General features: G+C 44.5%; 18 protein-coding genes. All 18 read left to right on the forward strand.

All coding sequences use genetic code 11. From position 1 onward, the window contains the following. The first annotated feature begins 6 nt into the window (after positions 1-6). The 18 genes from pepV to rpmB all read left to right on the forward strand — a co-directional run bounded on the left by pepV (position 7) and on the right by rpmB (position 19959). Complete coding sequence (gene pepV, locus A9176_RS04950) at positions 7-1422, forward strand: dipeptidase PepV (RefSeq protein WP_029509092.1); 1416 nt, start codon at positions 7-9, stop codon at positions 1420-1422. A 152-nt stretch (positions 1423-1574) separates the two neighbouring features. Then, entirely contained in the window at positions 1575-2549 is a 975-nt protein-coding gene (locus A9176_RS04955; RefSeq protein WP_077282351.1) for a ring-cleaving dioxygenase, read from the forward strand. Positions 2550-2583: 34 nt separating this feature from the next. Then, on the forward strand, positions 2584-3255 hold the full coding sequence (locus A9176_RS04960) for an alpha/beta hydrolase (RefSeq protein ID WP_242943199.1): 672 nt from the start codon (positions 2584-2586) through the stop codon (positions 3253-3255). Between the two features lie 184 nt (positions 3256-3439). Then, positions 3440-4585: a nicotinamide-nucleotide adenylyltransferase gene (locus A9176_RS04965; RefSeq protein ID WP_077282353.1), complete on the forward strand. Its 1146-nt coding sequence runs from the start codon at positions 3440-3442 to the stop codon at positions 4583-4585. Positions 4586-4682: 97 nt separating this feature from the next. After that, a complete protein-coding gene (locus A9176_RS04970) occupies positions 4683-6032 on the forward strand; it encodes a cytosine permease (protein ID WP_010005598.1) in 1350 nt (449 codons plus the stop codon). 56 nt (positions 6033-6088) lie between these two features. Beyond that, the gene (gene tig, locus A9176_RS04975) at positions 6089-7384 is read left to right on the forward strand and encodes a trigger factor (protein ID WP_077282355.1); all 1296 of its coding nucleotides are present in this window, start codon (positions 6089-6091) and stop codon (positions 7382-7384) included. Between the two features lie 163 nt (positions 7385-7547). Then, positions 7548-8795, forward strand: coding sequence for an ATP-dependent Clp protease ATP-binding subunit ClpX (gene clpX / locus A9176_RS04980; RefSeq protein WP_077282357.1), 1248 nt, complete (start codon positions 7548-7550; stop codon positions 8793-8795). 2 nt (positions 8796-8797) lie between these two features. After that, complete coding sequence (gene yihA, locus A9176_RS04985; protein WP_029509101.1) at positions 8798-9388, forward strand: ribosome biogenesis GTP-binding protein YihA/YsxC; 591 nt, start codon at positions 8798-8800, stop codon at positions 9386-9388. A 75-nt stretch (positions 9389-9463) separates the two neighbouring features. Beyond that, positions 9464-11881 (forward strand): primosomal protein N', encoded by a 2418-nt coding sequence (priA, locus tag A9176_RS04990; RefSeq protein WP_077282359.1) that lies wholly within the window; start codon positions 9464-9466, stop codon positions 11879-11881. A 162-nt stretch (positions 11882-12043) separates the two neighbouring features. Continuing rightward, complete coding sequence (fmt, locus tag A9176_RS04995; protein WP_077282361.1) at positions 12044-13012, forward strand: methionyl-tRNA formyltransferase; 969 nt, start codon at positions 12044-12046, stop codon at positions 13010-13012. After that, a complete protein-coding gene (gene rsmB, locus A9176_RS05000; protein WP_077282363.1) occupies positions 13005-14363 on the forward strand; it encodes a 16S rRNA (cytosine(967)-C(5))-methyltransferase RsmB in 1359 nt (452 codons plus the stop codon). Before fmt ends, rsmB begins: the two co-directional genes overlap by 8 nt. A 33-nt stretch (positions 14364-14396) precedes the next feature. Next, positions 14397-15143 (forward strand): protein phosphatase 2C domain-containing protein, encoded by a 747-nt coding sequence (locus A9176_RS05005; RefSeq protein ID WP_029509108.1) that lies wholly within the window; start codon positions 14397-14399, stop codon positions 15141-15143. 2 nt (positions 15144-15145) lie between these two features. Continuing rightward, a complete protein-coding gene (gene pknB / locus A9176_RS05010; protein ID WP_077282365.1) occupies positions 15146-17035 on the forward strand; it encodes a Stk1 family PASTA domain-containing Ser/Thr kinase in 1890 nt (629 codons plus the stop codon). Between the two features lie 66 nt (positions 17036-17101). Continuing rightward, the gene (rsgA, locus tag A9176_RS05015; RefSeq protein ID WP_077282367.1) at positions 17102-18007 is read left to right on the forward strand and encodes a ribosome small subunit-dependent GTPase A; all 906 of its coding nucleotides are present in this window, start codon (positions 17102-17104) and stop codon (positions 18005-18007) included. A gap of 16 nt (positions 18008-18023) precedes the next feature. Then, a complete protein-coding gene (gene rpe, locus A9176_RS05020) occupies positions 18024-18680 on the forward strand; it encodes a ribulose-phosphate 3-epimerase (RefSeq protein ID WP_029509111.1) in 657 nt (218 codons plus the stop codon). Further along, positions 18680-19318 (forward strand): thiamine diphosphokinase, encoded by a 639-nt coding sequence (locus A9176_RS05025; RefSeq protein WP_029509112.1) that lies wholly within the window; start codon positions 18680-18682, stop codon positions 19316-19318. Before rpe ends, A9176_RS05025 begins: the two co-directional genes overlap by 1 nt. Before the next feature lie 37 nt (positions 19319-19355). Then, entirely contained in the window at positions 19356-19670 is a 315-nt protein-coding gene (gene trxA / locus A9176_RS05030; RefSeq protein WP_010001979.1) for a thioredoxin, read from the forward strand. A gap of 88 nt (positions 19671-19758) precedes the next feature. Continuing rightward, entirely contained in the window at positions 19759-19959 is a 201-nt protein-coding gene (gene rpmB, locus A9176_RS05035) for a 50S ribosomal protein L28 (protein WP_010001978.1), read from the forward strand. Positions 19960-20064: the final 105 nt, after the last annotated feature.

Here is a 20064-nt window from a genome sequence, read left to right on the forward strand (position 1 = left end):
AAACTCATGACAATCGATTGGAAACACGAGACGGCTCTACGCCAAGATGATTTTATAACAGACTTAAAAGATTTGTTGGCGGTTGAATCTGTGCGTGATGATTCAAAGGCAACACCAGAAGCACCACTTGGTCCTGGACCAAAAGATGCCCTTTTGAAGATGTTAGCGATCGCTGAACGCGACGGTTTCACAACCAAAAACATTGATAACCTAGTGGGTTACATTGAAATTGGGCCAAAAGACGCTGACGAATATGTGGCAATTTTGTCGCACGTCGACGTGATGCCGGCTGGGGAAGGTTGGGAAACAGACCCATTCGTACCAGTTGTCACTGATGATAAAATCATTGCGCGTGGCGCCTCAGATGATAAGGGACCAGGAATGGCTGCTTATTATGCGTTCAAGATTTTGTCTGATTTGAAAGTACCTTTGAAGCGCCGTGTGCGTTTGATCTTTGGGACAGATGAAGAAAATGACTGGACAGGCATGACACGTTACTTTGAAGTGGAACCAGCCCCAGTCTTTGGTTTCTCACCAGATGCCGAATTCCCAATTATCAATGGTGAAAAGGGTAATGTCCAAGTTTTGATCAAGGACGAAGCGACAAATGGTGGCTCAGTGAAGTTAGTGGCCTTTGAAGCAGGTTTGCGGACAAATATGGTACCTGGTATTGCGCGTGCGACTGTCGTCACAGCACAAGCTGAAGCTATGGTTGCCGCTTTCCAAGACTTTTTGGCAGCTAACCCACAAATTTCTGGTAGTGCTGAATCTGATGGTGATGACATTAAGTTTGTCGTGAATGGTAAGCAAGTGCACGGGGCAATGCCTGAAACAGGTGAAAATGCCGGTACTTATTTGGCCAACTTCTTGCAAAACTTTGACTTTGGTGGCACAGCCAAGTCATTCTTGACATATCTAGGGACACCAGCTCATCAAGACACAATTGGTGAAAAGTTTGGTGTGAACTATACGGATGATGTCATGGGGCCATTGTCAATGAACGTTGGGATTCAAAAGTTTGTGGCTGGACAAGAAGCCTTCATTAACTTTAACTTCCGTTATCCAAAGGGCATCACGCCTGATGAAATTGTGGCTGGTCTTGCCACACAACTCAATGGTTGGGATGTGACACCAACCATTGGTGGTCACGCGCAAGTACCACACTATGTTGCGCCAACTGATCCAATTGTTGAAACATTGCTACGTGTTTATCATGATCAAACTGGTTTGCCAGCCCATGACCAAGTGATTGGTGGTGGGACTTATGGCCGCTTGATGGCACGTGGTGTGGCGTTTGGGGCCTTGTTCCCTGATTCACCGGATACGATGCACCAAGTTAATGAATTTGCGCTATTGGATGATTTGTATCGTTCAATTGCCATTTATGCGCAAGCCATTGCTGAAATTACGAATTTAGATTAAGTAACCGAAGTACGTCAGTGATTACTGACGTACTTTTTTAGTGGCTAAAAACATATTGGTTATAAACTTACAAAAAGTAAGCATATTACTTGCGATGGGTCTTTTTTCCTGTATAGTTAGGCCTATAACGATTATGAAAGTAGGGCATACCTATGGGAACAACAATTCGCGGCATTCATCATGTCACAGCCATTACCAGCAGTGCACCTAAAATTTGGGATTTTTTTACCAATCAACTGGGGTTACATTTAATTAAAAAAACTGTTAACCAAGATGACGTCCATACCTATCACTTATATTTTTCAGATGATCAAGGCGAAGCAGGGAGTATTTTGACGTTCTTTGATTTTGCAGGGCTTCAAAAAGCGACTTTTGGGACGAATGAAATTTCACGCACGACTTTTCGTGTACCAACTCTGGCATCATTTGACTATTGGCGGGCGCGGTTTACGCAGTTTGGCATTCGCTATGATGACCAAACTGTGACCCTTTTTGGAGCCACTTATCTTAATTTCTATGATTTTGATGGCCAACGCTATGCGCTGATTGCTGATGAGACCAATCCACGACAAAATCCCGTTACCAAGGCCCACCAACCTTGGCAACAGGCAACTGTGGCGCCAGAACATGCCATTGTCGGTTTGGGGCCGGCGTTTGTAACTGTTGACGATGACCAAGCGATGACCATTGTGTTAACCAAAATCATGACAGCACAAAAAATTACGACTTCAGGCAATAATACGTTGTATGAATTTGATAATGGAGGATACGGCGCCCAAGTAATTACCCAATTATCGCGCATTATTCCAAGTGGGACGCAAGGTTATGGGAGTGTGCACCATTTGGCGTTTACAGTTGATGATGACGCCGCGTTAAAATATTGGATTGATCGCCTGCAACAATTGGGGATGCATGATTCTGGACTGGTTGATCGTTTCTATTTTAAATCTGAATATTTCCGACCAATGCCAGGCATTTTGTTTGAATTAGCCACAAATGGGCCAGGTTTTCTGATTGATGAAACCTATGAGACAGCCGGTATTCATCTTGAATTACCGCCATTTTTAGAAGCACAGCGCGCTGACATTGAAGCGCATTTGGTGAATTTCAATTCACCAAAATCCTGAGTGGATTGCAGACAAGCGCAAGGATGATAACTTTATGCATGAACAAAATATGACGAACAGCCAACCACTATCACCATATGATTTGGACCAAGTGCGGCATTTATTTATTTCGGGTGACCGGCACCGCTCGCCGCTTGTGTTATTACATGGGACAGGTGGGGATGAAACGACCTTAATTGAAGTGGCCCAGTTTTTGGCACCGGATCATCCCATTTTAGCGATTCGTGGCCGAGTTGTTGAAAATGGTTATTATCGCTATTTCAAACGACAAACCGTTGGCGTATTTGATTTAGTCTCTTTGGCTGAGGAAACGCAATGGCTTGTGGCGGCAATTACTGGTTTGGCTGAACGGTATCGGTTAAATGTTGCCGATATGACTGCTGTTGGATTTTCTAATGGCGCTAACATTGCAGTCCATGCCTTGTTAACGCAGCCACAAGTCCCGTTTCAACAGGTGATGGCATTACATGCCATGCAAGTCGCTGCGATTACCGCACCACAAAATTTAGACGGCACACCAATATTTTTGAGTTATGGCACCCAGGATCCGTTGATTTCGCCACAAAACTTTGCCGCCATGCGTGATAATTTACATCAGGCAGGGGCAGATCTGTCAATTTTTCAAACTGACGGTTCACACAATCTTACAAATGCGGAACTCCAAGCGGCACAGACGTGGTTTAAAGCGCAACAACGTGACGTCTAACCTAAGCCAACAAGTATCTTAGGCATGACATCTTGGGGCAGTTGGCGTGTTGCAGGGAACTTGTTATAATTGATGACAAGTATTGCATGTTGTGCCATGAGGTACTAGATTGACAGAAAAGAAAGTGAGGGTGGGACGCTAATTCGTTTCGGTTACTGAACAACAGCGTGTCACGTTAAAGAGTATGAGGACTTTTGCAGGAAATCTTTATAAGGATGATCTTGAGGGCGATAATATCGGCGTTTTTTTTGGTACTTTGGCACCGATGCACGTGGGTCATCAAGCAGAAATCTATAAGGCTGCGGCATTGAATGATGGCGTGGTGGTGATTGCGTCGGGTTATACTGGTGATCGTGGTGATCAGATGGGCTTACCCGTTGAAAAAAGATTTCGTTATTTACGTGAAGCTTTTAGTGATGAATCAGACATTAAAATTGATTACATTAATGAAGACAATATGCCCCAAATGCCTGATGGCTGGGATGAATGGACGCGCACTTTAGTGGCCACAGTGAAGCGTAATATTGTGAATCAAGACGCTAAGATTACTTTCTATACGGGTGAACCAGATTATAAAGTAGAACTGGAAAAGCGCTTACCCCAAACTGGTCAATTTAAAGTCAGTTTGATGGATCGTACTGTTTTAAAAATTTCAGCGACAGAAATTCGTAAGGATCCGATTACCAACTGGGATTATATTAACCGTGTTTTCCGTCGGCATTTTACCAAAAAAGTGACGGTTATGGGGTCGGCCTCAACCGGTAAATCAACTTTGGTTCGCCGTCTGGCGCGGACGAGTAATTCACCGTTTTCAGAGGAATACGCCCGAGAATATCAAGAACGATCAAATGTGAGCGATGATGAGTTAATTGTGAAGGATTATATTCGGCTGATTCAAGGCCAATATGATGCGAATTCGCGTGAAATCAATTCGCCGGCCAATAACGGGTTAACGATTTTTGATACGGATGCGATGGTGACTAAAGTATATGCTGACATGTGGTTGGACGAGGCCGATCGGGCGCAGCTGCAACCGTTGTTTGATAATACGATTAGTGAAGAACAAATTGATTTGATTTTGGTCATTCCACCAGTCACACCTTACGTTGATGATGGTTTTCGTAATATGTCAACAGCAGACGAAGCCTCACGTTGGGCGTTCCACCACGCATTGATGCGCGTTATTGATGAGTATGGCTTTATGGATAAAGTGGTCTTACTGGATGCCAAAGGGGATAGTGATGACCCGTATGGTTACTATGCGCGTTACTTACAAGCCTTAGATGCCATTCAAGAAAGAACAGGTTTCAATATCAAACATTTAGAGTAAACCAACCCTGTTGGTTTTTTTTATGCCAAAAAAGACAACATCGTCTGTTCAGATTTTGATATGATAAAGACTAAAATGCAATGTAATGGAGGCGAGTATGGTAGCGCAACGGGCAGGGAATAAGGCAGAACAACATGTGGCACAAATGGGTTTTTGGGATCAATTGGCAACGTGGATTGGGGCTAATGCCAATAATGGCACCTGGTATATGGGCGGTGTTTTAGCAGCGTTAGGTTTTGCTGGAGCACTTGGCGTGATTTTAATTTCAGGGCCGCTAGCTTATCTTTTTTTGGCGTTAGTGGGCTACATGGGCTACAAAATGCGCGCCTCAACGATGAATTTGATGCGGCCGGCCTTTGGTTTACGAGGATCAATTGGGCCATCGTTGATTAATGTGATTCAGTTTATGGGGTGGGCAGCTGTTAATACTTACATTGCTGCCATTTCTGTGAGCTATTTGCTGAGCAACATGTTTGGTACCGCACACTTTAAGCCAGGTGGGTTGAAAGGGATGCTCATTGGGGTAGCGGTGATGGGCGTGTTGCACTTGATTTCGATTTCGTTGGGACAGCGCTCAGTTCGTTTGATTGAACGGGTGGGGATGGTGTTGGTCATCTTACTCGTGATTTGGGAAACTGTTGTGGTGTTACAAGAAGTACCTTTGTCAAAAATTATGACTTGGACGGCGCCGTCAGCTGCCCATTTGCCATTTGGGAAAGCCTTAGATGTCTTTGCTGCCTTTAACTTGGCTTGGGTGACGGCGGGTGCTGACTTCACGCGCTTTGCTGATAAAAAATCAGCGGCAACAACGGCCCCATTTTTGGGCGCAACGATTGGGTTGTATTGGTTTGCTATTGTTGGGTCGATGACGACCATTGCGGCCGCTGTTTGGACGCAAGTGTTTGATCCCAATAGCTCAGATCCATCAACGGTAGCTGCTAAACTTGGGCTTGGTGCTTTGGCTTTAATCGTCATCATGTTGACCTCAACGACAGCTAATGCGGTTAACTTAATGGCGGCTGGATCGGCGCTAAACAATATTGTGCCTAAATTAAAACTCACCCCAAGTCTATGGTTAGTCACCATTGTGGCAACACTGATGAGTTTTATTCCATTTATTGTCGGTGGTTTCATTGAGACATTTATCTGGTTCTTAGATTTAATTGGGATGGTTTTGGGACCTGAAATTGCCATTTTATTGGCGGACTTCTTCATTGTTCAAAAGCAAAATTACGACCGAACGGCCTTTAATCAAGGGAAAACTTATTGGTATACGGGTGGCTTCAATCTCCGTGCTTATATTGTGTGGGCTTTGAGTATGGGGTGTTACTTTGTGTTACAACAGGTACCGGTTGTTGTCCAAACGGTTGGCTCAAATTGGCTCACGATGATTTTTGCGGCCGTTGTTTATGTCGCAGTTTCTAGAAATCAGACAAAAATGTTGTGATTTACTGGTTTTTAAGCTAAAATTAATAAGTATTTAAAACATTTGGAGGACGTATCATGTCTAACTGGACACCAGCTGCGGATCAAAAGAACCAAGGCACATTAGAATTTGAAATTTCACGCGCACAAGTTGAAGAAGGTTTGGAACAAGCTTTCCAACGCAACAAGAACCAAGTTTCAGTCCCTGGTTTCCGTAAGGGTAAGGTAACAAAGGCATTGTTCTTCTCAAAGTTTGGTGAAGAAGCTTTGTATCAAGAAGCAATGGACATTATCTTGCCAGCTGCTTATGAAGCTGCCATTGAAGAAGCTGGTATTACACCAGTTGGTCGTCCAAACATCGAACCCGTTTCAATGAACAAGAGTGAAGCTTGGCAATTGAAGGCTGAAGTGACAACTGCGCCTGCTATCGAGTTGGGTGACTACTTGAACCTTGAAGTTGAAGCAGCCGACACAGAAGTTTCAGATGCTGATGTGGATGCTGAAATCAAGCGTTTGCAAGAAGGTCAAGCTGAACTTGTTTTGCAAGAAGCTGACGTTAAGGCTGAAAACGGCGACACAGTTGTGATCGACTTTGATGGCTCAGTTGATGGCGACCACTTTGCTGGTGGCCAAGCTAACGACTTCGCCTTGACTTTGGGTTCAGGTCAATTCATTCCTGGCTTTGAAGACCAATTGGTTGGTCACACAGCTGGTGAAGAAGTGGATGTTCATGTGACATTCCCAGAAGAATATCAAGCTGCTGACTTAGCTGGTAAGGACGCTTTGTTTGAAGTGAAGATTCACGAATTGAAGCGTAAGGAATTGCCTGAATTGGATGACGAATTCGCCAAGGATGTTGACGAAGAAGTTGAAACATTGGCTGAATTGAAGGAAAAGACACGTCAAAAGTTGTCAGAACAAAAGGCTGAAGCTGCACAAGCTGCCTTTGAAGATGCTGTCATCACAAAGGCTGTTGAAAACGCATCAGTTGATGGCGATGAAATTCCTGAAGCAATGATCGAAGAAGACGTTCATCGTCAAATCGACCAATACTTGGGTCAATTGCAACAACAAGGCATTTCACGTGACATGTTCTTCCAAATCTCAGGTCAAACTGAAGATGACTTGCACAAGCAATTCGAAGAAGGTGCTGCAACACGTGTCAAGACAAACTTGGTACTTGAAGCCATTGTGAAGGCTGAAGGTATCGACCCAACTGAAGAACAAATCACTGAAGAAGTGAACAACTTGGCTGCACAATACAACATGGATCCAGCACAAATCCGTGCCACATTGTCAGATTCATTGTTGAAGCATGACATTGCAATGCGTGAAGTAATCAAGAAGATTACTGACTCTGCAAAGGCAAAGTAAGCCTTTAAAAAAGCCCGTAGGGCTTTTTTATTTTGTCGCGTTGACAAGGCGAGCTAAAAGTCTATGGATTTAAGCCATGCTGTCACGACTAATCTGTTAAAATAGATAGTATTGACAATTGGTTAAAAATTGTTTTGAACGATTATATTTAAAGGAAAAAAATATGGCGCAGACACCAGGTTTTGAAGAAGAAATTTATTGTAGTTTTTGTGGCAAATCTGCGAGTGAAGTCAACAATATTGTCGCTGGGCCAAACGGTATTTATATTTGTAATGAATGCGTGGCTTTAGCACAAAATATTATCAATGAAGAATTGACGGTTGAACAAGCAGTTACCGCTTTGTCATTGCCTACCCCACATGAAATTGTGGCACAATTAAATGATTATGTTATTGGTCAAGAAGATGCGAAGAAGACATTGGCCGTGGCGGTTTATAATCACTATAAGCGCATTAATGAACACTTTGCGCCCACGACTGATGTTGAATTGCAAAAGTCAAATATTGCTTTGATTGGGCCAACTGGTTCAGGAAAGACGTATTTGGCCCAAAGTTTGGCGCGCATTTTGAACGTCCCATTCGCTATTGCGGATGCCACAACTTTGACGGAAGCCGGTTATGTCGGTGAAGACGTTGAAAATATTATTTTGAAGTTGCTCCAGGCGGCTAACTTTGATATTGAGGCTGCTCAACGTGGTATCATTTACGTGGATGAAATTGACAAGATTGCCAAAAAGTCAGAAAACGTGTCGATTACGCGTGATGTGTCAGGTGAAGGGGTGCAACAGGCTTTGCTAAAGATGCTTGAAGGCACGATTGCCAGTGTGCCACCTCAAGGTGGGCGTAAGCATCCGCAACAAGAGTTGATTCAAGTCGATACAACCAACATTTTGTTTATTGTTGGTGGGGCGTTTGCTGGAATTGATACGATTATCAAGGAACGTTTGGGTGAACGTGTGATTGGCTTTGGCTCGCATGCTAATGAAAATGCCGCAGCGTTGGACGATGACAATGTTCTCAAATATGTGCAACCAGAAGACTTAATCAAGTTTGGTTTGATTCCAGAATTTATTGGTCGCTTGCCAATTGTGACGGTTTTGGATGAATTGACGGTGTCTGATTTGGTGCGCATTTTGACAGAACCAAAAAACGCCTTGATTAAGCAATATCAGGCACTTTTGGGCTTAGATGATGTGGCGCTAGAATTCCAACCAGATGCGTTAGAAGCGATGGCTGAATTGGCTATTAAGCGCCACACTGGTGCACGTGGGTTGCGTTCAATTATTGAAAACGTTATGAAAGATGTGATGTTTGATATTCCAAGTCGTGACGATGTGGCAAAAGTTGTCATTACCAAGGCCTCAGTGTTGGATGGCGCGCAACCAGAATTGCATTTGAAGAAGGTGGACTAATCATGGATGTACACAATGTTGAAATGGTCATGAGTGCGGTATCAGCCGCCCAATACCCAACGGATGGGAAGCCGGAAATTGCTTTAGTTGGTCGCTCAAATGTCGGTAAGTCATCTTTGACAAATACGTTGATTCAGCGTAAAAATTTTGCCCGCACTTCGTCACAGCCAGGTAAGACGCAAACGCTTAATTTTTATAATGTCGAAGACCAACTGTATTTCGTTGACGTGCCTGGGTACGGCTATGCCAAAGTGTCCAAGAAGCAACGTGAAGCTTTTGGTCAGATGATTGAAGAATATATCACGTCACGTAAGCAATTGCGTGGTGTGATTAGCTTAGTGGATGCCCGCCATGATCCGAGTGCGGATGATATTGCGATGTATGAGTGGTTGCATTACTATAATATTCCGATTTTGGTTGTGGCAACAAAGGCCGATAAAATTTCAAAAAGTAAGTTTAACAAATACGAAGCCAATATTAAGCGCACGTTAGGATTTGACGAAGAAGATAGTGATTTCTTATTCTTCTCATCAGAAACGAAGTACGGTAAAGACCAAGTTTGGTCATGGATTGAATCACATATCACGATGTAAAAACCAACATGATTGTTGGTTTTTTTATTAGGCAGGAGCCTGCCAGAGATTTGCCACGTCTGATACAATTAAAGTATGACAAATCAACGTTATGCACAAATCATTGTGGATGTGCCCACAATGCAAACGAATCAACCCTACACGTATTTGATCCCAGAAGCCATGCAGGACACGCTACAACCAGGTATGCGAGTCGATGTGCCTTTTGGGGCGCGCAACGTGATGGGCTTTGTGGTGGCGCTTCAAGAGACGCCGCCAGAGACAGTGGCTAATCTGCGACCAATTGCGCAGATACTAGACTTAACACCAGTGCTCAATACGGAACTACTCACGCTTTCCAGTGATTTAGCGCAAGAAACTTTCGCCTTTAGAATCTCGGTGTTACAAACCATGCTACCAAACGCCTTAAAAGCCAGTTATGATCGGGTTTTGACGTTGGTTGATGAGGTCGATGATGATGTTCGGGATCGCTTGTTTCGCGGACTGGACCAAATGACCTTTCGTGCTAGTGACTGGTCTCATGACGACATTGCAAAATTTGCACAGCTACGGCGGACGCATCGCATTGAACAATCAATCACCGTTAGTAATCGCGCAAAAGTTAAAACACAGTTGGCTTATCGATTAAGTGATGATGTAGACCTGTTAGAAACGGCATATGCTGAATTACCGCGTACGGCCAAGAAAAAAGCAACCTTACTCCAGTTTATTTTGGGACATTTAGGCGAAACGTGGTTGAAAAAAGACTTGCAAGAACAATTGGCTGTGAGTGCCGCAACACTCAATCAAGCTGTTCAAGCACAATGGTTGACCAAGCAGCAAGTTGAACAATTGCGGGATCCATTTGCAGCGATGACAATTGCGCCGTCACAACCATTACATCTTAATGCGGAACAACAAACCGCTTTTGACCAAATCACCTCAGCAGCTGATACTGGACAATACCAGCCATTTTTGCTAGAAGGGATTACCGGTTCTGGGAAAACAGAAGTTTATCTCCAGGCGGCCCAGCATGTGTTTGATAAAGGCCAAACCGTATTATTTTTAGTCCCAGAAATTGCGCTAACCCCACAAATGGTGCGCCGTGTGAAGTCGCGTTTTGGGGCGCAGACAGCCGTGCTCCATTCTGGCTTGTCTGATGGGGAACGTTATGATGAATGGCGCCGTATTGAACGTGGCGATGTGAAAATCGTGGTCGGGGCACGGTCTGCAGTTTTTGCGCCATTGACTAATCTCGGTTTGATTATTGTTGATGAGGAACACGAAACAACGTATAAGCAAACAGATAACCCACGCTACCATGCGCGTGATGTTGCGCTGTGGCGCGGCAAATATCATCAAATTCCGGTGATTTTGGGTTCAGCAACGCCATCATTAGAAAGTCGAGCCCGTGCCCAGCGCGGGGTTTATCAACATTTGCAACTGACGCAGCGTGCGGGTGGGGCCAGTTTACCACCCGTTACGATTGTTGACATGAAGACCATGCTTGCCGATGGGCCGGAGACCAATTTTTCAGCGCCATTACTTGAAAAATTAAAGGATCGTTTGGCGCGTGGTGAGCAATCAGTGCTGATGCTGAACAAACGCGGATTTTCAAGCTTTGTCATGTGTCGCGACTGTGGCTATGTGCCGCGCGACCCTAATTGTAATTTGGCCATGACACTGCATATGGACTCACATACCCTGAAATGTCATTATTGCGGGCATGAAGAAGCGATTCCACAACGTTGTCCAAGTTGCGGTTCACAACGTATTCGCTATTACGGCACAGGAACGGAAAAGGTAGCGGCTGAATTAGCAGAAATTTTACCGGAAGCACGCGTGTTACGCATGGATCAAGATACGACCCGTCGGAAAGGGAGCATGGATCGCATGCTCCAACAATTCGGGGCACACGAAGCCGATATTTTACTGGGGACTCAGATGATTGCCAAAGGGTTAGATTTTCCTGATGTGACCTTGGTTGGGGTGTTGAATGCCGATACGGCTTTAGGGCTACCTGACTTTCATGCTAGTGAACGCACCTTCCAACTGCTCACGCAAGTCAGTGGTCGGGCGGGACGTGGTCAAAAAGCGGGTGAAGTGATTGTGCAGACATTTAATCCGCAGCACTATGCCATTACGTATGCCCAGCAACATGATTACGAAGGGTTTTATCGCCAAGAGATGGCGGTACGTCATGCCGGCAATTATGCGCCGTATTATTACACCGTGCAAATTCAAGCCAGCCACAGCGACGAAAATGAAACGGCTAAGCAAATGTTTCAAATTGCGAAATGGCTGCGACGCCGCGTTGGCGACGATGTGATTATCCTCGGCCCATCGCCTAAGCCGATTGCCAAGCTCCGCAATCGATATTACTTCCAAATTATTCTTAAATTAAAAAAACGTGATAGTGTGGACAGTTTGCTCGATGAATTACAGCATCGTGCGCAAAAGGTCAAAGACGGGTTGCAGTTGAGCATTGATCGCGACCCAGTCTCGTTTATGTGACAAATACGTTACAGAATTTATGTTATAATGACTATTGGACATCAAAATACTCGTTATAACGAGTATTTTTTCGTGTAACAAGCTATCTTGGTTAGACAAATAAGATAGCACGACGTTAACAGGTGAGTTGACGTGATATTTAGATAAGAAAAGAGAACAAATATGACTTACTCCGTTGTATTCATGGGTACGCCAACCTTTGCCGTACCAATTTTAGAAGCATTAATTGCAGATCCACAATACGATGTGCAGGCCGTGGTTACGCAACCAGATCGCCCGCAAGGGCGTAAACGGGTGCTGACACCAAGTCCAGTGAAGGTGGCGGCACAGGCGCATGGTTTGCCAGTTTTGCAACCTGAAAAGATGAATGGCTCTGATGAAATGGCTCAAATCGTGGCTTTAGCGCCGGACTTCATCATTACGGCTGCGTTTGGTCAGTTTTTGCCAACGGCACTCCTAGACGCCGCCCAAATCGCGGCGGTTAATACCCACGCCTCATTATTACCAAAATATCGTGGTGGGGCACCCGTGCATTATGCGATTATGAATGGTGACACGGAAACTGGTGTGTCAATTATGTATATGGTCAAGCAAATGGATGCTGGGGATGTCATTGACGTGGTCAAAGTACCGATTACAGCTCAAGATAATGTTGGTACAATGTTTGACAAGCTCAGTTTGGCTGGGCGCGACTTGCTGCTGGCAACCTTACCTAAAATTGCGGCTGGCGAGATTGCGCCCGTCCCACAAGACGAAGCGGCGGTAAGTATCTCGCCAAATATTACCCGTGACCAACAAAACTTAAACTTTACCCAAGAAACAGCGCAACAGTTGGATTGGCACATTCGCGGTCTTTATCCAACACATCCTGCCTATGTTCAGGTAGCTGGTCAACGTGTGAAGTTAATTCAAGTCACACCACTGTCAGAGACAACTGATGTCACACCAGGGCATGTGGTCACACGTACTAAAAAGATGTTAACCATTGCAGCAGCTGATCACTCCGTTTTGCGTATTGATCAATTACAACCAGCCGGAAAATCTGTGATGTCAAGCCAAGCGTATTTGAATGGCGCAGGGAGTCAATTGACGAGCGGTGATTTATGGGCAGAGGAACCAATTCATGAGTGATAAACGTGTTTATAGCAATAACCCACGTGTTTTAGCCGTTCAAACGCTGGCTAAAATTAAGAATGGCGCTTATTCCAACTTACAATTAAATCAGGTGATCAAACAACATCAGCTCGGTGAAGCGGATAAACGGTTGTTAACAACGTTGGTCTATGGTGTGATTCAACACCGATTGACTTTTGAGTATTGGTTAGCCCCATTTGTCGGGGATAAAAAACTTAACCCATGGGTGCGCGAATTATTGTATACAGCGCTTTTTCAAATGCAATATTTGAACAAAATTCCCCAACACGCGATTTTTAATGAATCCATTGAAGTCGCTAAAATTTTGGGACATGTGGGCACGGCTAAATTTGTCACGGCGATTTTGCACAATATTAGTCGCCAAGGCTTGCCGGATACAGCGGCAATTGCTGATCCGATTGCGCGCTTGTCCGTTGAAGCGAGCTTACCAATTTGGTTGATTAATGAATTGGTAGCCCAAAATGGTGAAGCTGCGACGCGCGCCCTCGTGGCCACAATTAATGATGCGCCCATGCAATCAGTGCGTGTTAACACAGTGCTGGCAACTGATGAAGAAGTGGTGGCGTCATTAGCGGCCGAAAATATGACCGCGACACCATCACAAGTTGCGGATCATGCGTACATTGTGTCTGGTGGGCATGTCGCAAGTTCAACGGCTTATCAAAAAGGCTGGTTAACACTACAAGATGAAAGTGCCATGTTACCAGTTGAAAGCATGCACTTAACGCCAACAGTCAAAAATGTTTTGGACGCCGCGGCAGCGCCTGGCGGGAAAACAACACAAATTGCGGCCTTAGTGGCTGATGATGCTCAAATTTTGGCCCTTGATGTGCATCCACATAAAATTAAACTCATTGAACAAAATGCAACGCGTTTGCAAGTGGCAGACCGCATTGCCACACAAGTCTTAGATGCACGAAAAGTGCCGACTGAAGTGGCAACCAAGTTTGACCGTATCTTAGTCGATGCCCCTTGTTCTGGCTTTGGTTTATTGCGCCGCAAGCCTGAGATTCGTTACGACAAAACCCTTGAAGATGTTCAGCATTTAGCGCGTTTGCAGGGCGAAATTCTGGATTCAGTTAGCCAAAATGTGGCTGAAAATGGTATGATAGTGTACAGCACTTGCACAATTTTACGTCAAGAAAATGACGATGTGATTGCGCAATTCCTAGCCAAGCATCCGGAGTTCGAATTAGTGAAAACGCAAACAGCGCATGATCTAAAAGCCGATCGACAAGAAGCGGTGCTGCATATCTATCCAAACGATTACCATACTGATGGTTTCTTCGTGGCAACGCTGAAGAAGAAATCAGGCACAAACGCCTAATACGCAAATAGCATGTGATAGAAAAATAAACCTATGCAAGTAGCATTTCATACAGATTCTGGTGTCAAACGCCAGGAAAATCAGGACTATGTTGGCGGCTTTACCAATCAAGCCGGTCGTTTAATGGTTATGGTCGCTGACGGTGTGACCTCGACTCGTGGGGGTGAGGTCGCCAGTGCGATGGCTGTTGAACATTTTGGACATGCCTGGGAAACAACAACAATTGAAACCATGAAGTCAACGATTGATTGGCTAAAAGAAACGACGCACCAAGAGAATCAAGCCATATTAGCTGCGGGTCAACGTTTTGAAGATTTGAAGCAGATGGCAACAACCTTGGTGATTGCGGTCATTTTTGATGATCAAATCGTGCTCGGCAATCTGGGCGATTCCAAAGCATTTTTACTTCATGATCAGGTACTCACGCAAATTTCCTGTGATCATAACTTGAAGAATGAATTAGTGCGTGCAGGGACTATGAGTCAAGCAGAAGCTGAGCGCCTGGCGCAAGCTAATAGTGTGACCCGTTATCTTGGGGTCGATGACCGTGCGGATATTGAGATTGCGCAATATCCATTTGTCGCAAATGATATGTTATTTTTAACCTCTGATGGCATTACCAAAGTGCTTGATGTCGGGACGATGACGGACATTATGCAACAAGCGACAACACTTGATATGCGAGCTTATGAATTAATTTCGGCTGCAAATCGTAATGGCGCCCCAGATAATGTGACGGCATTATTAGTAAGTCGTGATAATGAAGAGGATACAAAGTAGATATGTTACCAGATACAGTGATAGACAACCGTTATAGAATCATCAAATCACTTGGTGGTGGTGGTATGGCCAATGTTTATTTGGCGCACGACGAATTTTTAGACCGCGACGTGACCCTTAAAATGATGCGTCTGGATATGAAAAACAACACTGATCTGGTCGAACGTTTTAAGCGCGAAGCGATTGCGGCAACTGAACTAGTGCATCAAAATATTGTGCAGATTTATGACACTGGTGAATATGAAGGCACGCAGTATTTGGTGATGGAATATGTGGATGGCATGGATTTAAAAACATTCATTGCCGAAAATTTCCCAATCCCTTATCAACAAGTTGTTGATATTATGCTACAAATTTTAAGTGCCGTACAAGCTGCCCATGATGCTGATATTATTCACCGTGATTTGAAGCCCCAAAATATTTTAATTGACCGACAAGGTGACGTGAAGATTACGGATTTTGGTATTGCTGTGGCGAAGTCATCGCAAGAACTGACGCAAACTAACACGGTTATCGGCTCAGTCCATTATTTATCGCCTGAACAAACGCGTGGTGGCTTTGCCTCGGCTAAGTCAGATATTTATGCGTTGGGCGTGATGCTTTATGAGATGCTCACGAAGCAAGTTCCTTATGAAGGTGACACACCGGTTGCAGTGGCGATGAAGCATGCAACGGCGGAAATGCCCTCCGTGCGTGACTTTGACCCACGAATTCCTCAAGCCTTGGAAAACGTGATTTTAAAGGCAACGGCGAAACGCCCACAAGATCGTTATATGAGTGCAGCGGCGATGGCGGATGACTTGAGTTCAGTCTTGTCAGCACGTCGTGCGGATGAAGAACGCTTTGCGCCAATGTCGGAAACGTCTGATGATACGCGCATTATTCCGATGGCACAAATTCAAGACCAACTCAAAACAGGGGTGTCGTCAGATAAAATTTTCCCAGAAGAAGCACCGGAAGAACCGTCGGTGACCGATACAATCATTGAATATGGTAAAAAAGGTTACGCGATCAAAAACATTGCCAAAATTGTTGACCGGACACCATCGTATGTTCGGCACGTTTTGAAAGATAACGGGATTAAATTTCGTAAGGCGCATAAATGGCCGTGGGTGGTGCTGGGCTTACTTGTCTTGGCGATTGCTGGGATTTTCTTTTTAAATTATCAATCAAGTAAGGTGACCGTGCCTGATGTGACAAATTTGAGTCAAGATGTCGCTACGAGTCGCTTAAAGCGAGCAGGTTTGACAGTTGGCAGTGTCAGTTCGACCACGTCTAAAAGCATTGCAGAAGGTCATGTGGTGCGCACAACACCAACATCAGGAACCGCAGCAACCAAGGGCGATACGATTAATTTGATTGTGTCTTCTGGTCGCGCCAAGGTGCGTTTTGGTGACTATGTTGGAACTGACTATAGTTTGACGTCAGCGCAATTACGTGCCCAAGGCTATGCCATCACGAAAGAAGGCATCCCATCAGATGATGTGCCAGCTGGGAAGATTATTGCCCAGTCAATTGATGCCAATGGCAAAGTGGATCCAACCCAAACATCGGTTGTCTTTACAGTGTCAACTGGTGCAGTCAAGATTGTTGTGCCGGATTTCACGGGTAAGGCAACCCAGCAACAAGTACAAGATTGGGCAACTCAGCACAGTATCGTGGTTAATTTTAACACCCAGTTTGATGGGGACACGAAAAAAGATTATGTGATCAGTCAATCAATTCGAGGTGGTTCAAGTATTACCAAGGATATGGTTTTGTTAGTGACGATTTCACAAGGGCCACAAGATACAAGCAGCGCCTCAAGCAGTAGTACAAGCAGTTCAAGTAGCTCAAGTAGTAGTTCATCAAGTAGCACTTCAAGCAGTAGTGCGAGTGCCTCATCTAAATAACCGCTTTGCCTGATGGTGAAGTAAATTCAAGTCGATTACGGTCGGCTTTTTTGTTACAATAACATTATGAAAACAGGACGAATTATCCGCTCGTTAAGCGGTTATTATGATATACAAACAAGTGATGGGACAGTTGAACGGACGCGTGCCCGTGGTGAATTCCGTAAGTCAGGACAAAAACCACTGGTGGGCGATTTTGTCGACTTTGAGAGTGAAAACGATGAGGGATTGATCTGGAAGATTCATCCACGTGAAAATGCCTTAGTACGGCCACCAGTGGCCAATATTGATGTGGCTGTTATTGTGACGGCATTGAAGGAGCCTAATTTTGCACCGAACTTGCTGGATCGCCAGTTGGTTGCCTTGGAAGCCGCAAATGTCACACCATTGATTTATTTTTCTAAGTACGATTTATTGTCATCGGCTGAATTTGAGCAAGCGATGGCAGTTGCTGAGACGTATCGCAAAATTGGTTACACGGTGATTTTGCCGCAACCAGGCGCAGAAGATGTGGCCTTTGCAGCATTGCAACAAGCATTGTCGCATCGTGTGGCCGTCTTTATGGGGCAAACAGGGGCTGGGAAATCAACGCTACTTAATCATTTGTCACCAGAACTTGGTTTGGCAACAGGTGAGGTGTCTAAAGCATTGAGTCGTGGTAAACATACGACGCGTCAAGTGACGTTAATTCAAGTTGATGACGCCTTAATTGCGGACACACCAGGTTTTTCATCCTATGAAGTGTTTGATTTTCCAGCTGATGAACTCGACAATTATTTCCCAGAATTTGTCGCTTATCGACAGGATTGTCGTTTCCGTGGGTGCCGCCATTTGAATGAACCAGGGTGTGCCGTGAAGGCAGCGGTGTCTATTGGCGCGATTGCGGAATCACGGTATAATAGTTATAAGGCATTCTACGACCTGATTAAGGCGCAAAAGCCAAGATATAATACAGATAATCGAAACTTTTAGGAAGAAGGAATTAAGCATGTCAGGAATTATTGCGCCATCAATTTTAAGCGCAGACTATACCAATTTGGAACGTGATGTTAAGCTCGTTGAAGCAGCGGGTGCTGAATATTTACACATTGACGTCATGGATGGTAACTTTGTGCCATCAATCTCTTACGGACCAAACTGGGTCAAGCAACTCCGTCCAGAGACTGATATGGTCTTAGATGTACATTTGATGGTGACGAATCCCGAAAAAATCGTTGATGAATTTGCCGATGCCGGTGCCGATATCATCGGGGTGCATGTTGAAGCAACACCACACATTCACCGTGCCCTACAAATGATTAAGAACAAGGGCGTTAAGGCTGAAGTTGTCATTAACCCAGGAACACCCGTTCTAGCCATTGAACCAGTTTTGGATATGGTTGATCAAGTATTGGTCATGACTGTAAACCCAGGTTTTGGGGGACAAAAGTTCTTGCCATCAACACTTGAAAAGATTGCCCAATTGCGTGCAGTGCGTGATGAATTAGGTTATGACTTTGATATCCAAGTTGATGGTGGTATCAACGATGAAACCGTTGTGGCGGCCTATGAAGCAGGGGCTAATGTTTTTGTTGCAGGTTCTTATGTTTATGATAAAGTGGATCCAGCTGCCAAAATTGCCCGTTTGAAAGCCTTGACAAAATAATGCAAATTAACATTTTAGCTGGCGCGCCAACTGAACTTTGGCCGGATGATCTCTTTCAAGAACCAGGCTTATGGATTGGGGCGGATCGCGGTGCTTGGCGTTTATATGAACGTGGCCTCCCGATGATGATGGCGGTTGGCGACTTTGATTCGCTGACAGACGCTGAATTGGCGACGTTGCAAGCGCATTTGCAAGCCAATGAAATTATGCATGTGCAAGCAGAAAAAGATGAAACGGATACGGAATTAGCACTGCTATACGCCCAAAGACAGCAACCAGACCAAATCAAAGTATTTGGGGCAACGGGTGGGCGTGTCGACCATTTATTGAGTAATTTATGGTTGATGGCGAACCCCGTTTTTGACGCGATTGTCGAAAAAACCCAATTTATTGATCGCTTGAATGTGGTGAGTTATGTGAAGCCTGGTGAGAAGGAAGTGCATCAAATACCAGGGACGAAGTATCTTGGTTTTATGCCGCTAAATGACGTCAAAGATTTTCAAATTATTGACGCAAAGTATCCGTTATCACTGACCGATAATGTGGCTAAAATGTGGTCATCTAACGAATTTAAAGCAGATATTGTGCATATCAGCTTCAAAACTGGTATTGTTATGGTGACACAATCAAAAGATTAATGTTTTTTTGATTGTCAGGTACTAAGGAGGAATAGTAATGACTGTAAAAGCAATTTCAGATGCAGATTTTAAGGCGGCAACCGCCAATGGTGTGACAATTACTGATTTTTGGGCAACTTGGTGTGGTCCATGTCGGATGCAATCACCCGTATTAGAAGCGTTATCTGATGAAGTCGACAACGTGGAATTTGTAAAAATGGATGTCGATGAAAATCCTGAAACACCTGCTGAATTTGGTATCCGCGCGATTCCAACATTGCTTGTTCAAAAGGATGGGGAAGTGGTTGAACGTTTGACTGGTTTCCACACAAAAGACCAATTAGCAAATGTTTTAGCGAAATATACGAAATAACTTGCCATAGTTGCGAAAACCTGGTAAAATTTACTATTGTTGTAGAAAGAGCTTTTTTAAATCATTGGCTCGAAAAGGAGGGTCGAACATGGCAAAAGATGCTATTACAGGCGCACGCACACGCTTTGGTAACCAACGTTCACACGCGTTGAACTCAAGTCGTCGTAGCTGGAAGCCAAATTTGCAAAAAGTGACTGTTAAGATTAATGGTGCGCCTGCAAAGAAAGTTTATTTAACAGCGCGTACTTTGAAGGCCGGATTGAAGAACGGTTCAATCGAACGCGTATAATCGACAAAACGATGACAGTCGTTTTGGGTTGATTATTCAAGTACGGCTGACATAAAACGACCACCATTTAGGTGGTTTTTTTATGTGGTATAACTGCTAAGAAAA

Origin of the sequence: Leuconostoc garlicum, assembly GCF_001998805.1 — a bacterium.
Lineage (GTDB): Bacteria > Bacillota > Bacilli > Lactobacillales > Lactobacillaceae > Leuconostoc > Leuconostoc lactis.

What these genes read in the sequence shown, in the direction of transcription:
- pepV (WP_029509092.1), top strand. Translation starts at nt 7, where the DNA reads ATGACAATCGATTGGAAACACGAGACGGCTCTACGCCAAGATGATTTT.
- A9176_RS04955 (WP_077282351.1), top strand. Translation starts at nt 1,575, where the DNA reads ATGGGAACAACAATTCGCGGCATTCATCATGTCACAGCCATTACCAGC.
- A9176_RS04960 (WP_242943199.1), top strand. Translation starts at nt 2,584, where the DNA reads ATGCATGAACAAAATATGACGAACAGCCAACCACTATCACCATATGAT.
- A9176_RS04965 (WP_077282353.1), top strand. Translation starts at nt 3,440, where the DNA reads ATGAGGACTTTTGCAGGAAATCTTTATAAGGATGATCTTGAGGGCGAT.
- A9176_RS04970 (WP_010005598.1), top strand. Translation starts at nt 4,683, where the DNA reads ATGGTAGCGCAACGGGCAGGGAATAAGGCAGAACAACATGTGGCACAA.
- tig (WP_077282355.1), top strand. Translation starts at nt 6,089, where the DNA reads ATGTCTAACTGGACACCAGCTGCGGATCAAAAGAACCAAGGCACATTA.
- clpX (WP_077282357.1), top strand. Translation starts at nt 7,548, where the DNA reads ATGGCGCAGACACCAGGTTTTGAAGAAGAAATTTATTGTAGTTTTTGT.
- yihA (WP_029509101.1), top strand. Translation starts at nt 8,798, where the DNA reads ATGGATGTACACAATGTTGAAATGGTCATGAGTGCGGTATCAGCCGCC.
- priA (WP_077282359.1), top strand. Translation starts at nt 9,464, where the DNA reads ATGACAAATCAACGTTATGCACAAATCATTGTGGATGTGCCCACAATG.
- fmt (WP_077282361.1), top strand. Translation starts at nt 12,044, where the DNA reads ATGACTTACTCCGTTGTATTCATGGGTACGCCAACCTTTGCCGTACCA.
- rsmB (WP_077282363.1), top strand. Translation starts at nt 13,005, where the DNA reads ATGAGTGATAAACGTGTTTATAGCAATAACCCACGTGTTTTAGCCGTT.
- A9176_RS05005 (WP_029509108.1), top strand. Translation starts at nt 14,397, where the DNA reads ATGCAAGTAGCATTTCATACAGATTCTGGTGTCAAACGCCAGGAAAAT.
- pknB (WP_077282365.1), top strand. Translation starts at nt 15,146, where the DNA reads ATGTTACCAGATACAGTGATAGACAACCGTTATAGAATCATCAAATCA.
- rsgA (WP_077282367.1), top strand. Translation starts at nt 17,102, where the DNA reads ATGAAAACAGGACGAATTATCCGCTCGTTAAGCGGTTATTATGATATA.
- rpe (WP_029509111.1), top strand. Translation starts at nt 18,024, where the DNA reads ATGTCAGGAATTATTGCGCCATCAATTTTAAGCGCAGACTATACCAAT.
- A9176_RS05025 (WP_029509112.1), top strand. Translation starts at nt 18,680, where the DNA reads ATGCAAATTAACATTTTAGCTGGCGCGCCAACTGAACTTTGGCCGGAT.
- trxA (WP_010001979.1), top strand. Translation starts at nt 19,356, where the DNA reads ATGACTGTAAAAGCAATTTCAGATGCAGATTTTAAGGCGGCAACCGCC.
- rpmB (WP_010001978.1), top strand. Translation starts at nt 19,759, where the DNA reads ATGGCAAAAGATGCTATTACAGGCGCACGCACACGCTTTGGTAACCAA.